The organism is Rhodospirillaceae bacterium, from assembly GCA_018662005.1.
Taxonomy (GTDB): domain Bacteria; phylum Pseudomonadota; class Alphaproteobacteria; order Rhodospirillales; family JABHCV01; genus JACNJU01.
In genome coordinates this window covers 46,103-58,742 of record JABJHA010000027.1, presented here as the reverse complement: position 1 = coordinate 58,742, position 12,640 = coordinate 46,103, and the positions used below count along the sequence as shown (strand labels likewise).

At 55.7% G+C, this 12,640-nt stretch carries 15 protein-coding genes and 1 other RNA gene; 9 read left to right on the top strand and 7 right to left on the bottom strand.

Annotated features, from left to right (window positions below):
- Window positions 1–4: 4 nt before the first annotated feature.
- Window positions 5–556 carry a cytochrome c family protein gene (locus HOL66_11875; protein ID MBT5244929.1) on the bottom strand — a complete coding sequence of 184 codons (552 nt, stop codon included), beginning with the start codon at window positions 554–556 and terminating at the stop codon, window positions 5–7.
- Window positions 557–654: 98 nt separating this feature from the next.
- Between HOL66_11875 and HOL66_11870 the strand changes: the two genes are divergently transcribed.
- A complete protein-coding gene (locus tag HOL66_11870) occupies window positions 655–1,422 on the top strand; it encodes a 3-deoxy-manno-octulosonate cytidylyltransferase (protein MBT5244928.1) in 768 nt (255 codons plus the stop codon).
- Between the two features lie 16 nt (window positions 1,423–1,438).
- Entirely contained in the window at window positions 1,439–2,293 is an 855-nt protein-coding gene (locus tag HOL66_11865) for a prephenate dehydratase (protein ID MBT5244927.1), read from the top strand.
- Here HOL66_11865 and nudC read toward each other — a convergent pair.
- A complete protein-coding gene (gene nudC, locus HOL66_11860) occupies window positions 2,290–3,234 on the bottom strand; it encodes an NAD(+) diphosphatase (protein MBT5244926.1) in 945 nt (314 codons plus the stop codon). The two genes, HOL66_11865 and nudC, sit on opposite strands and share 4 nt — an antisense overlap.
- Before the next feature lie 213 nt (window positions 3,235–3,447).
- Here nudC and HOL66_11855 point away from each other — a divergent pair, with 213 nt between their 5' ends.
- From HOL66_11855 to HOL66_11840, 4 genes are all read left to right on the top strand, one after another.
- Window positions 3,448–4,701, top strand: a complete 1,254-nt coding sequence (locus HOL66_11855) for a hypothetical protein (protein ID MBT5244925.1) — start codon at window positions 3,448–3,450, stop codon at window positions 4,699–4,701.
- 76 nt (window positions 4,702–4,777) lie between these two features.
- Window positions 4,778–4,875, top strand: an RNA gene (gene ffs, locus HOL66_11850) — signal recognition particle sRNA small type.
- Window positions 4,876–4,898: 23 nt separating this feature from the next.
- A complete protein-coding gene (locus tag HOL66_11845) occupies window positions 4,899–6,620 on the top strand; it encodes a DNA polymerase III subunit gamma/tau (protein MBT5244924.1) in 1,722 nt (573 codons plus the stop codon).
- 29 nt (window positions 6,621–6,649) lie between these two features.
- Complete coding sequence (locus HOL66_11840; GenBank protein ID MBT5244923.1) at window positions 6,650–7,288, top strand: glutathione S-transferase family protein; 639 nt, start codon at window positions 6,650–6,652, stop codon at window positions 7,286–7,288.
- Here the strand turns inward: HOL66_11840 and HOL66_11835 are convergent.
- Window positions 7,285–8,115: a 3'-5' exonuclease gene (locus tag HOL66_11835; GenBank protein MBT5244922.1), complete on the bottom strand. Its 831-nt coding sequence runs from the start codon at window positions 8,113–8,115 to the stop codon at window positions 7,285–7,287. The genes HOL66_11840 and HOL66_11835 overlap by 4 nt on opposite strands.
- 68 nt (window positions 8,116–8,183) lie before the next feature.
- Here HOL66_11835 and HOL66_11830 point away from each other — a divergent pair, with 68 nt between their 5' ends.
- Together HOL66_11830 and recR are read left to right on the top strand one after the other, a co-directional pair.
- Window positions 8,184–8,507, top strand: coding sequence for a YbaB/EbfC family nucleoid-associated protein (locus tag HOL66_11830; GenBank protein MBT5244921.1), 324 nt, complete (start codon window positions 8,184–8,186; stop codon window positions 8,505–8,507).
- On the top strand, window positions 8,507–9,100 hold the full coding sequence (gene recR, locus HOL66_11825) for a recombination protein RecR (protein MBT5244920.1): 594 nt from the start codon (window positions 8,507–8,509) through the stop codon (window positions 9,098–9,100). Before HOL66_11830 ends, recR begins: the two co-directional genes overlap by 1 nt.
- Here recR and HOL66_11820 read toward each other — a convergent pair.
- From HOL66_11820 to HOL66_11810, 3 genes are all read right to left on the bottom strand, one after another.
- Window positions 9,097–9,804, bottom strand: coding sequence for a hypothetical protein (locus HOL66_11820; protein ID MBT5244919.1), 708 nt, complete (start codon window positions 9,802–9,804; stop codon window positions 9,097–9,099). The two genes, recR and HOL66_11820, sit on opposite strands and share 4 nt — an antisense overlap.
- A 115-nt stretch (window positions 9,805–9,919) precedes the next feature.
- On the bottom strand, window positions 9,920–10,216 hold the full coding sequence (locus HOL66_11815; protein ID MBT5244918.1) for a hypothetical protein: 297 nt from the start codon (window positions 10,214–10,216) through the stop codon (window positions 9,920–9,922).
- 41 nt (window positions 10,217–10,257) lie between these two features.
- Window positions 10,258–11,007: a cytochrome C peroxidase gene (locus HOL66_11810; protein ID MBT5244917.1), complete on the bottom strand. Its 750-nt coding sequence runs from the start codon at window positions 11,005–11,007 to the stop codon at window positions 10,258–10,260.
- Between the two features lie 310 nt (window positions 11,008–11,317).
- On the opposite strand from HOL66_11810, the gene HOL66_11805 reads away from it, so the two are divergent.
- Window positions 11,318–12,214: an SUMF1/EgtB/PvdO family nonheme iron enzyme gene (locus HOL66_11805; GenBank protein MBT5244916.1), complete on the top strand. Its 897-nt coding sequence runs from the start codon at window positions 11,318–11,320 to the stop codon at window positions 12,212–12,214.
- Here HOL66_11805 and HOL66_11800 read toward each other — a convergent pair.
- Entirely contained in the window at window positions 12,174–12,626 is a 453-nt protein-coding gene (locus HOL66_11800) for a hypothetical protein (protein MBT5244915.1), read from the bottom strand. The genes HOL66_11805 and HOL66_11800 overlap by 41 nt on opposite strands.
- Window positions 12,627–12,640: the final 14 nt, after the last annotated feature.

Sequence of the window (12,640 nt, the reverse complement as noted above, 5' to 3'; positions counted from 1 at the left end):
GATATTATTCCGCCAAGGGCTTGGGACTGTCGCTTAAAGCGCGCAGGAAACCGATCAGACTGACCCTGAGTGCCGGATCGGAAAAACCCTTAAGTGACATTTTGGTGCCAATGATAAAGGTCCGGGGATTGGCCAGGAAGCGATCCAGATCCTTGTAGGTCCAGGTGCCGCCTTTCAGCATCAGGGCGTCGGAATACTTGAAACCCGGGACCCCTCCTTTTTCGCGTCCGACCACATCCCAAAGATTGGGGCCGACACGATTGGCGCCACCTTTATCCGATGTGTGGCAGGATTTGCACTTGCGAAAAGCTTTTTTACCGGCTTCCGGGGAATAGGCAGCAAGCAGGCTCGCCATGTCTGGCGCGGCGGCCTTTACCGGTGCAGCAGGCGCTTCGGTTTTCGTTTCTTCGGTGGCCTTTTCGGCTTGTTTGCGTTCGGGGGCAGCCAGTTCGGTCCGGGGGCGGACGGACAACTCGCCGATGACGTTGACGACAATGACCACGCCCAAGGCGATGGCGAGGGAAATCATAATGTTCTTAATGAAGCCGGAATCCATAACCCAACAATCCTTTTTTTCCGTTTCAGGCAGACGCACCGTCGTTATACTGCATGACCCGTTCAGCGAAATCCAGAAACCATGATCAAGATTTGCCAATGACTGAAAATAATCAACCTCGCAGCGCCCCGGAAAACCCCATTGTTGTGGTGCCGGCAAGGATGGCGTCAACCCGATTGCCGGGAAAGCCGCTGCTGGATATAGGCGGTGCGCCCATGATTGTCCAGGTTTGGCGACGGGCCATGGAAGCCGATGTCGGGCCGGTCGTTGTCGCTTGTGGCGATCAGGAAATTTTCGATGCCGTAAAAGCTGCGGGCGCGCAGGCAGTGATGACCAATCCAGATCATCCATCGGGTTCTGACAGGGCGTTTGAAGCCCTTGCTGTGATCGATCCTGATGGGCATCACGATGCCATCGTTAATATTCAGGGTGATTTGCCGACCATTGAAGCGGCGGTGGTCCGTCAGGTTTTAAAACCGCTTAAGGAACCGCTAACCGACATCGCCACCCTGGCTTGCGAGATCACCGATGAGGATGAAAAAGCCAACCCCAATGTGGTCAAGGCGGTGTTGTCCATGAACGCAGGCGCGGATACGGGACGGGCCCTGTATTTCAGTCGCCAGCCGGTGCCTTCCGGCGACGGGCCCCTGTATCACCACATTGGCCTTTATGCCTTCCGCCGCAGGGCACTGGAAAGATTTGTCGGGCTTCCCCCGGCCCCCCTTGAAAAGCGCGAAAGACTGGAACAATTGCGCGCCCTGGAAGCAGGTATGCGCATTGACGCGGCGCTCGTTGACACGGTGCCTCTTGGTGTCGATACTCCGGCGGACTTGCAGCGCGCCCGCGAGATGCTGGCGTCACAATAATAAGGGTTTATAGAAGATGTCGGACGCGAACCAAATGATCGCTTTCCAGGGTGCCCCCGGGGCTTATTCGGACCTTGCCTGCCGGGCCGTCCATCCGGAGATGAAAACCCTGCCGTGTCATACTTTTGAAGACACCTTCGCGGCCGTTCTGGGGGGTCAGGCCAGGCTGGCGATGATCCCTATCGACAATTCGGTTGCCGGCCGGGTTGCCGATATTCATCATCTGTTGCCGGATTCCAACTTGCATATTATTGGCGAGCACTTCCAGCGCGTCGATCATCATTTACTGGCGTTGCCGGGTACAAAAATTGAAGACCTGACCCATGTCCATTCCCATGTTCATGCGCTGCCGCAATGCCGCAACATTATCCGCGAGCTGGGGCTTGAGCCGGTTGTATACGCGGATACCGCCGCCGGGGCCGAAATGATCGCCAAGCAGGGGGATCGTACCCACGCCGCCATTGCATCGGAGCTGGCGGGCGAGATTTACGGCCTGGAATCCCTGCGCGCCAACATTGAAGACGCCGAACACAACACCACCAGGTTCCTGATTATGACGCGCGAGGCGGATTTTCCAGTAGCCGACGGCAGCGACTGGGTGACCAGTTTTGTTTTCAAGGTGCGAAACGTACCGGCGGCCCTTTTCAAGGCCATGGGCGGGTTTGCCACCAACGGAGTCAACATGACAAAGCTGGAAAGCTACATGGTTGACGGCAATTTCTACGCGGCCCAGTTTTACGCGGAAATTGAGGGCCACTGTAGCGATAAAAGCGTTGAGTTGGCTATGGAGGAGCTTGGTTTCTTCACCTCATGGGTGAAAATACTCGGTGTCTTCCCGGCCCATCCCTTCCGTAAGGAAGACGGCACCTAAACTTTTTCATCGAGCCAGTCCTTAATCAGGTTGTAGGAGATCGAATCCTTGCGGGACAGACGCAGTCCCTTGTCTGGAAAACGGGCGATTTGGTCGCGGGTAAACCAGCGTGCTTCTTCCAGCTCGTCGCTGTTGGTGTCGATATTGAAGGTCAGGGCGCGCGCCCGAAACCCCAACATCAGCGAAGCCGGAAACGGCCAGGGTTGCGAGGCCCGGTAGGTAACGTTATCGACAAGAATGCCGGCTTCTTCAAAGACCTCGCGGGCAACCGCCTGTTCCAGGGTTTCGCCCTGATCGACGAAGCCCGCCAGGGTTGAATACATACCCGTGGAAAAATTCTCATGTCGCCCCAAAAGACAGGCCCCGCCATCGGGCCCCGGCCGGGTGACAAGCATGATGACCGCAGGGTCGGTGCGGGGAAAATGAATTCGTTCGCAAAGCTCATTGTTGCAACGACGGACCCGTCCGGCTTCCTCGGCGCTGGTCGGGGAGCCACATTCGCTACAAAAACAGTTATGGCGATGCCAGTACATCAGGCCGCGGGCGTGGGACAGAAGTGATCCTTCGTGGGCGTCCATCAGGACACCGACCTGTCGCAAATCGACAAATTCCGCCGTTCCCATCATCGGGCTCAGATCGGGCAGTTCATGCTGCGAGACGTCGACGGCAAAAATGGCGCTATCGCCCTGCCGGTTGTCTTCGTCAGCATCGACACCCAGCAGGGCTATTTGACTAGCAATTTCGAGCAAACCCCGCGCGTGGTCACCGCTCAAAGTAATGGCGGCAGGCGAATCGTGACCGAGAATCAGGTTTCGATTGCGCCAAATCGGGATAATTTTGGTATTTCGGTCGTGTAAACGCCCATCAACCCACTGCGGATCGGAAAATAATTCCGGCTTCCTGAGGAGGCGGTTTTTGGTGTAGTAAATGGGCTTGGGCATGGTAACCGCCTGATCTGATAAGGATTTTTAATTTTGCTATCATCACATGTCGGGAACGAGCTTTAAACCTTGATTCAAAAAAAACATCTAACATCTTGGTTAAATTGATTTTTATGTTGGTCTGTCCCGTCTCAATTGATAATTCTTAACACCTTGTTAACAGACGCATCCTTAAGGGCAGTTGGGGGCGTGCAAACGGAGAGTGTCTTTCGGATGCTGGCTTTTCGGCCCATCGCGCTGTTTTTAGCGTTGATCGCGCTGTCTTCGTGCGCCTACGGCCCGGATAATTCCGTCTTTTCCGGTGGCCGCTGCACAACGGCTTATGGCACGTATTTGCAAGGCGTCGACTGGCAACAGGCCAAGAAGCTCAACTTGCGGATCCGCCAGGGCGATTTTCTGCCGGTTTACATGGGGCTGCTGCAGGAAAAATCCTATGTTCTGGCCATTGAAAATGCCGATGACATTGGTCATACATTCCGGGCCATGGAATTTTTTCAGGCCGTTGCCGTTGCCGGGGTCAGGGTTGACGGCGGTAAATTTGAAAAGGTTTCCTGTCTGAAGGGGGTTTCGATCCCGGCTGGCAAGGTAACGGAAATTCGGCTCATTGCCGTGCGTGACGGCTCTTACGAATTTGATGACAATTCATTGATGTTCTCATTGGCGATGGTTGGTAGCTCCGGTGGCTTCATCACCATTGAACCACCCAAGGAATTGCCCATAAGCCCACTAGATCACCTGAAATTGTTTGAGCGTAAACCGATCGAAGATACCCGGGAGGAAAGCAAACCGACGGGCTTGTTCGATGATCAGGAAGAAGAACCCGCACCATCACCGGGTGGCCTGTTTGATGATCAGGAAGAAGAACCCGCCGAGCCGCCAAGTGGACTTTTCGATGATCCTGCTCCTGAGCAGCCCATTGACGCCTCGCCGACAGTCCCGGTTGAAACAGCGCCGGACGAGGGTCCGGTCGAGAGCCTGTTTGAAGACCCCGCTTTGCAACCTGAGCCGGATGCCTCCCAACAGCCAGACCCTGTTGACAGCATGTTCGAGGACCCGGCGCTCGATGCAGAACCGGATGTGCCAGTGGTCAGCGCCCCCGTTGAAGATCCTTCCGAACCGGGGGCCCCGCTTGATTTTGGCACGGACATGGATTCAGACGACGAACCCATGCAGATGGAAGATGAACCGGTGAAGATGGAAGATGCGCCTGTCGTCGATACGACCCCGGAGAAAACCGATGGCGTTTCCCTTGACGATGAAGAAGAACTGTTTGTCGAGGAATTACAGCCACCAGCGCCGACCGATGCCACCCCGGCGCAACCAAAGGCGCCCCTTGCCTTGCCTGATGGTTATGAACCTGTTGATGGCCCCCCTGCCGATATCTATTCCGATCCGCCAGACGTGGTTATTACGGATCCGGGTTCCGGCGGCGCTGCTGGCGAGGACAAGTTTGACGGCGCGGGCTGATTTTTTTTCTAAACCAGGCTAAAGCGGCCCGGAATCAATTGACCGACCCGCCCGCTGAACTGTTATAATACGACCGGGAGATCGGCGGCGGACGAACTGCTCGCCAACCCGGTCAGATCCGGAAGGAAGCAGCCGTAACGAGATTCGGTTCGGGTCGCCCGTCCGGTCTCCCACCTTAATAAAATTTCGTATCGCACATGACCGATCAGACCTTATCCGAACAAGCTGACGAATATACGGTCCTTGCCCGCAAGTACCGTCCGACCTCGTTTGAGGGCCTCATCGGCCAGGAAGCCATGGTCCGCACCCTGACCAACGCCATCGAACAGGGTCGACTGGCGCACGCCTTTATTCTGACCGGGGTTCGCGGGGTCGGTAAAACCACGACGGCCCGCATCATCGCCCGGGTGTTGAACTGTATTGGCGAGGATGGTGCCGGCGGGCCGACGGCGACCCCGTGCGGGGTCTGCGAGCATTGCACGGCGATTGCCGAAGATCGTCATGTGGATGTTCTGGAAATGGACGCCGCCAGTCGTACCGGCGTCGATGACATTCGCGAACTGATTGAAGGGGTGCGCTACCGGCCGACCTCTGCCCGCTACAAGGTCTACATCATCGATGAAGTCCACATGCTTTCCAAGAACGCCTTCAACGCCCTGCTCAAGACCCTGGAAGAGCCGCCGGAACATGTCAAATTCATCTTCGCGACGACGGAAATCCGCAAAATTCCGGTCACCGTCCTGAGCCGCTGTCAGCGCTTCGATTTAAGGCGGGTCGATACCGAAACCCTGACCAGCCACTTTGCCGGCATTGCAGGAAAAGAAGGGGCGCAGGTCAACGAAGGCGCTCTAAGCCTGATCGCCAGGGCCGCCGATGGCTCGGTCCGTGATGGTTTAAGCCTGCTCGATCAGGCCATCGCCCATGGTTCGGGTGAAGTTAGTGAACAACAAATCAGGGACATGCTGGGCCTTGCCGACCGCTCGCAAACATTCATGCTGTTGGAAGCGGTGTTAAAAGGCGACATTGCACCTGCCCTGGCATTGTTTGAAAAGCTTTATGTGGAAGGTGCCGACCCGGCAAGTGTTATTGAAGACCTGCTCGACATAACCCACTGGCTGACCCGTATCAAGATTGTACCCTCGGTCGCTGATGATCCGGGTGTTCCGGAAATTGAGCGTGTCAGTGGCAAAGACATGGTGGAAAGATTATCCATGGCGGCCATTGCCCGGGCCTGGCAGATGCTGCTTAAAGGCCTGGCCGAGGTCAGAAATGCTCCCTCGCCGGTACAGGCTGCCGAAATGGTGCTGGTGCGTCTGGCCTACGTAACCGATTTGCCGACCCCGGCCGATGCACTGAAAAAAATGGCTGACAACAAGGACGACACAGCGTCGCAAGCAACCGCGTCGCCCCCTGCCGCGTCGCCCCCCGCAGCACCTGCCGCAATCATGCCATCGCCGCCGCCAGAACAACCGCCCCCGTCGGCACCGGCCCGTGATCAGGTTCAGGCCCTGAAGCAGCAACCGGAATTTGGACCCGAACCGTTCCCTGAAGCAGGCACAAACGATCCTGAAAACCTGCAGCAGGTGGCTGAACTTGCCGACGAAAAACGCGAAGCCATTTTGCGCGCCAACATCATCAATAACGTTCATCTGGTTCATTTTGAGCCGGGGCGGGTCGAGGTTGGGTTGGGCGAGCATGGAAAACGTGAACTGCCGTACGAAATGGCCAAGTTCCTCAGCGAAAATACCTCGCGGCGCTGGGTCGTCACCGTCTCCAATGAAGCAGGCGCACCAACCCTGCAACAGCAATGGGACGCGGCCAAGGCTTCACAGCGGGCCCAGGCAAGTGAACACCCATTGGTCAAGGCGGTACTCGAAACCTTCCCGGGTGCTACCATTGACGATGTCCAGAAAAACTGACCTTTTCCCAACTTAAAAAGCAGGCTTTTATGATCGAACTTCATTTTGCCCCCGGCAACGCCAACCTTGCGCCGCATTTCATCCTCGAAGAGCTGGGCCTTGATTTCAAGTTGACCGAAGTTGATCGTTCCGTGAACGCCCACAAGTCACCGGCTTACCTGAAGCTCAATCCGTCGGGCCGGATTCCGGTTATGGTTGACGGCGACCTGGTGTTGTTTGAAGCCGCCGCCATCTGTTTGCATTTGGTTGACGGACACCCTGACTGCGGGTTGGCCCCGGCTCTGGGCACACCTGAGCGGGCCCATTTTTACAAGTGGTTGATGTTCCTGACCAACACCATCCAGCCTGATATCCTGATGTATTATTATTGCGATCGGTATACCACTGACCCAGAAGGAGCCGCCGCCGTCAAGCAAGCAGCAGAAAACCGCCTGATCGAATTTTATACCATCATTGATGAACATCTGGCGGCCAGTGGTCCTTACCTTCTGGGTGAAACGTTTAGCGCTGCCGATTATTATCTGCTGATGGTGGCGCGCTTTGGAAGAACCTTGAAAACCCCGCCCCGGGACATGCAACATCTGGGGAAAACCCTGGAATTGATGACAGCGCGCGCCGCTGTCCAGCGCGCCTTCGCCAGCGAAGGCATAAAAGCGCCATATCTTTAAAGCATGAACGAATTGTTTGAGGCGACGCCCCAGGCCTCTAGAAATTCGGCAAGATGGGGCCGTGCTTCGCCTTCGGCTTCAATAAGCGCGATAATATCGGCCAGGGCGTGGTTGTAGTTATCTGTCGATAACGTGCCCTTGTGCTGCATCAGGCGTAAGTAGACCAGATAGGTATTCAGCACATCGGTCTCGCAGTAATCACGAATTTCCTGAACCTTGCCCGCGTCAAACATGGTCGCGACTTTCGAGCCATCGACGCCGAACTTGCCAGGGAAGCCCAGCACCGCGCAGATCTCGTTGAGCTTGCCCCGCGATGAAGCGCCAAAATCCGACAGGACCTCAAGCAGGTCACAATGCCAGTCGGCTGAATAGCGTGACTGGTAAGAGTTCCATTTGTCGCCGGCGTCATAAAGCCAGGGGGCCTGAATACCGTGAACCATGGCCCGGTATTTCAGGACCGGCAAATCGAAGCCCCGGCCATTGTACGAGACCAATCGCGGCTTCAGACGCTCAAAGTAGCTAAAGAACCCCTGCAGAAGCTGTTTCTCGTCAAACCCGGCCTCGCCGCCTGACCTGAGCTCGCGCAAGTGATAGGATTCCCCTGCGCTGTCGCGCTCAATTTCCGCCTCAAGAAAACTGATCGCCACGACTTTATGGAAGGGTTGGCGGGGGAACGGGTTTTTGCCGCCGGTGATGTCAAGGTGATAGCGCTCAATCTCCTCGCGCCGGGCCTGAATGTCAGGACTTTCAAAACCGGTCAGGTTGGGGACCGCTTCGGTGTCGACAATGGTCTCAATATCGAAAACAAACAGGTTTTGATGCTGCATAGGTCCCTCAGCTGAGATAAAGTGTGCGCTACAGATTCCCAGCATCGAAGACCACAGAGAGAGAGTCCATGAAAAATCTAGGCGCAATGATGAAATCGGCGCAACAGATGCAGGATAAAATGAAATCCCTGCAAGATGAATTAACCACGGTCGAGGTGACCGGCACCGCTGGCGGCGGCATGGTCGAGGTAACATTGTCGGGCAAGCACGAAACCCGGGCCGTCAAAATCGATCCGTCGCTGATTGTCGCCGACGAGGCCGCGGTTCTGGAAGATCTGATCGCGGCGGCCTTCAATGACGCCAAGAACAAGGTTGAGACGGTGATGCAGGAAAAGATGTCGGAACTGACCGGTGGCCTGCAATTGCCACCTGGAATGACGCTGCCTTTTTAATGGCTGAAAACCAAATAGACAGCCTGATCCAGTTGCTGGCCAAACTGCCGGGCCTGGGACCGCGTTCGGCCAGGCGCGCTGTCTTGCATTTGATGAAGCGTCGTGAATCGCTTCTGGTGCCTCTGACAAAGGCCCTCGAAGACGCAGGGGAGAACCTGACGACCTGTTCAACCTGCGGCAATATCGACACCCGCGATCCTTGCGGCGTGTGCAGGAACCCCAAACGCAACGACGCCCTGATTTGCGTTGTCGAGGATGTCGCCGATCTGTGGGCGCTGGAGCGGACCCCGGCCTTTGGCGGGCGCTTTCATATCCTGGGCGGCACCCTGTCGGCCCTTGACGGCATCGGACCCGAAGACCTGAACATTGCGGGCCTGCTCAAGCGGGCCCGTGAAGAGGTCGTTCAGGAAGTTATTCTGGCCACCAACGCCACCGTCGATGGCCAGACGACGGCCCATTACATTGCCGAACGTCTGAGCGATTGCAACGTCAAGGTCTCAGGGTTGGCCCACGGTGTGCCTATTGGCGGGGAGCTGGATTATCTCGACGAAGGCACCTTGAGCGCTGCTCTGAAGGCCCGTCATACGTTTTAATTCAAGGCCTTGTTGAGAGCATTGATCTGATCTTCGACGGAGATCGCCAATTCAGAGGTGATTTCAAGCCCGCGATCTTCAAAGACGTCCTCGCCCGGATGATCGGCACGCCATTGCTCGATGGCCTTGTCGCGTTCGCCGACAAGGGTGATAATTTGTGGGCGGAACAGTCGCAGCATGGCGCTTAGCCAGATGTTGACGGGCCACGAAGGAGGCACCAGGTCAATCTCGAAGTGATCGAGCATGGCGATGGTGTCCTCGGCGCTGTACCAGTTTTCCGCCGTCACCCAGCGATTGGCGGTGAACAGCGAGCGCGGATAACCGGCCGGGTCCATGGAGATGGCGATCAGGTGGCAAATGGTATCGCCACGCTCATCCATATAATCCATGCGCGACTGTTCGACAGGTTGCCAGGCGGCCTCCATGCCCTCTTCACGCAGGAAGGTATGAAAGTGGCCATGCTCGCCCTCCCGATGGGCGTGGTAGTAGTATTGGCTGTGGCTGGCCGGATCATAGATATCGCCCGTCGGATAATGATCAAGTTCGACGAACGGCTCATTTCCACGCAATATCTCGCCGACAATGTTGTCGGAAGATTTTTGCAAGACCCGGTAACATTCCAGAATCTGCAAGCCCGCTTCACGCATGATTTCCAAGTCTTCCCTGGAGGCGTCTTTCAGGTTGGGTAGTGATGATTTGTTCATGGATTACTTTTAACAATAAAAGGAATGGTTACAAAGTCGCACGAAAAAAAACGCGGACCGGTCGAAACAGGTCCGCGTTCTTTGAGCGGGAGAAATTAAAGAAGCCGAGCAGGGATTAATTCGCCGCACACGGGTTTTTCTTAGCAGCGCACGGGTTGCAGGGATTGCAGGGGTTCTTGGCCGCACACGGGTTGCAGGGATTGTTTTTCTTGGCAGCGCACGGATTGCAAGGATTGCAGGGATGTTGTGGGCAGCAGGGGTTCTTGGCTGCACACGGATTACATTTTGAACAACCGGCAGCGGCCAGTTGAATGTCTGATGCGGCCTGTGCCGGGGTCATGGTGATGGCGGCGCCAACGCCGGTCAAAAGAGCTAGGCTGAGGGCAGTGGTGGTGAGTTTTGTTTTAAACATTTTCGTTTCCATTTCAGGTTCTATCGAGGAGTTTCAAGGGATTAATTTGCCGCGCACGGGTTGCAGGGGTTTTTCTTTGCCGCACACGGATTACATGGATTACAGGGATTTTTTGCCGCACATGGATTACAGGGATTGCAGGGGTTTTTCTTGGCCGCACACGGGTTGCACGGATTGCAGGGATTTGCTCCCCTGGCGATATAGGCTTGCTGCAAGGTTGCGGTATAGGCGGTAATGGCCGCCAATTCGCGTGAGTCCCAGGCTAGTGGTTTAGCTTCCATGGGGACGACCATGCAGAACTGAACCATTTCATCCAAAGAAACGGAACTGATGCCACTGGTGTCCTGAGCCATCGCAACCTGGTGCGGGAAGGGTTTGGCAAAAGACTTTTCAAAGGCCTCAAGACCCTCGTGGCATGTCTGACAGGACATGTCATTGGTCGACAGCTTGTTGTCCATGAAAAGCTTTTTACCTTCACGAACAAGTGCCGTCGTATCACCCGTGTGCAACATGGTTCCTTTTGGACGGACGACGAGCTTGGGGTCGACATTTGCGCCACATGGATTGGCGCCACACGTATTTGCGCCACACGGGTTGCACGGATTATTTTTGGCCGCACACGGATTACAGGGATTGCACGGGTTACAAGGGTTTTTCTTGGCAGCACACGGGTTACAGGGATTGCACGGGTTCTTGGCTGCGCAGGGATTACACGGGTTGCACGGATTTTTCTTTGCCGCACACGGATTGCAGGGATTACAGGGACTACACGATGCCGTTTTATGCAACAAATTGGCCTGGGCGCGTGAAATCGCCGGAGGATTAAGATTGCCAAGGCCCGGCGTGCCTGCCTGTACCGGTTGCGGTGCGACAAGGGCGCCGCCTAAAACAAAACCGCCACCAAAAAGGATTGGCAAAACAGTAGAAGACAACAGCTTCACTTCAAGGGATTTCACGGACACGACCTCCTGTTAATTTATTTTTTTCAAAAGTCATAAACTGACTTCAGGAAAAATGCCAAAACCGGCACTGTTAATCCAATCACGGCTCTTCACATGTTTGTGACATCCAAAAAGGGGTTTCTGGCGTTTAATCTGGTCCATGAATTTATTTGCAAGCAGGCTGGCAATATTCTTTGTCATGATGGTCTTTGTGTTGCCCATTTCCGGCCCGGCCAGGGGGCAGGAATTCGCCGCACCCAAAACCATCACCATCGCCGCCGGTTCGTTCATCAAAGGTTCGGACCGCGCCGAACGGCAAGCGGCATACGCGCTGGACGAGGAAGCCTATGGTCATAGCGCCACCCGCAAGGGGCGTTGGTATGAAAACGAAGAGACAAGAAACAGCACATACAGCGCCGCCTTCGCCATCACCCGAAATGTGATCAGCAACGCCGCTTACGCGATTTTTGTCAGGGAAAGCGGATATCCGCCGCCTGGTGTCGATGCAGCAACATGGGCCGGATACGGCTTGATCCATCCATTCGGACGGACCCGGAAATTTTCCTGGCAGGGGAAAACCCCGCCACCGGGCAGAGAGCACCATCCGGTGGTGCTGGTCAGCCACGCCGACGCGCGCACCTATGCTCGCTGGCTCAGCAACAAGACCGGGCAATTGTGGCGATTGCCCGGCGAGGCGGAATGGGAAAAGGCGGCCCGCGGAACTGACGGACGGCGCTTCCCATGGGGAGATGACTTTGATCCGGCGCGTCTGAACTCACACGATCAGGGGCCCTTTGATACCGTGCCCGTTGGCAACTTTGACAATGGCGCCAGCCCATATGGGATGCTTGATGCCGGCGGTCAGGTTTTTGAATGGACGAGCGAAGCCGTCGGAAACGGGCGTTTTATGGTCAAGGGCGGTTCTTGGGATGACAAGGGCTGCGGCATTTGCCGTCCCGCCGCCCGTCATTCCCGGCCCGCATCCATCAAACACATTCTGATTGGCTTCCGGCTGGTTACTTTGTTACCACCAGCCGATAATCAGGGGTCGTATTAAGGGGGCAGGAATACAGGTATTCCCCGGGCTTCAGGGTGACTTCGTAATCGCGGCTTTTACCGGTCGTCAGGCCACCGCCTGAAACGCTGATTTTGGTCAACTTGTGTATGGGATTGCGCCAGTCGTAGTCTTTTTCCCTAAGCCAGAAACCAAGTTCGTAGGGAACATTTTTGTTGCCGACCCGAAACACATAGTCGCCGGCTTTCAGTTCCATAACCTTGGCAGATTGCAAACGCTGTGTGGTCGTCTTGGCGTTGATCGCATCGCAATCGGCCTTGGCGGTGGATTTAAAGCCGTGGTCAACCTCAATATCGAGGAACTGACAGGGAGCTTGCGACAATTCAACAAGCTGGGCAGCCTGGACTGTGGGCGTGATCAGTGGGGCGGTGAGAACAGCACCGAGGATGAACAGACGTTTCATTAGTA

Coding starts and splice junctions, on each gene's coding strand:
- recR (MBT5244920.1), top strand. CDS start 8,507: ATGGCTGAAAACCAAATAGACAGCCTGATCCAGTTGCTGGCCAAACTG.
- nudC (MBT5244926.1), bottom strand. CDS start 3,234: ATGCCCAAGCCCATTTACTACACCAAAAACCGCCTCCTCAGGAAGCCG.
- HOL66_11875 (MBT5244929.1), bottom strand. CDS start 556: ATGGATTCCGGCTTCATTAAGAACATTATGATTTCCCTCGCCATCGCC.
- HOL66_11870 (MBT5244928.1), top strand. CDS start 655: ATGACTGAAAATAATCAACCTCGCAGCGCCCCGGAAAACCCCATTGTT.
- HOL66_11820 (MBT5244919.1), bottom strand. CDS start 9,804: ATGAACAAATCATCACTACCCAACCTGAAAGACGCCTCCAGGGAAGAC.
- HOL66_11830 (MBT5244921.1), top strand. CDS start 8,184: ATGAAAAATCTAGGCGCAATGATGAAATCGGCGCAACAGATGCAGGAT.
- HOL66_11835 (MBT5244922.1), bottom strand. CDS start 8,115: ATGCAGCATCAAAACCTGTTTGTTTTCGATATTGAGACCATTGTCGAC.
- HOL66_11845 (MBT5244924.1), top strand. CDS start 4,899: ATGACCGATCAGACCTTATCCGAACAAGCTGACGAATATACGGTCCTT.
- HOL66_11855 (MBT5244925.1), top strand. CDS start 3,448: ATGCTGGCTTTTCGGCCCATCGCGCTGTTTTTAGCGTTGATCGCGCTG.
- HOL66_11815 (MBT5244918.1), bottom strand. CDS start 10,216: ATGTTTAAAACAAAACTCACCACCACTGCCCTCAGCCTAGCTCTTTTG.
- HOL66_11865 (MBT5244927.1), top strand. CDS start 1,439: ATGTCGGACGCGAACCAAATGATCGCTTTCCAGGGTGCCCCCGGGGCT.
- HOL66_11805 (MBT5244916.1), top strand. CDS start 11,318: ATGAATTTATTTGCAAGCAGGCTGGCAATATTCTTTGTCATGATGGTC.
- HOL66_11840 (MBT5244923.1), top strand. CDS start 6,650: ATGATCGAACTTCATTTTGCCCCCGGCAACGCCAACCTTGCGCCGCAT.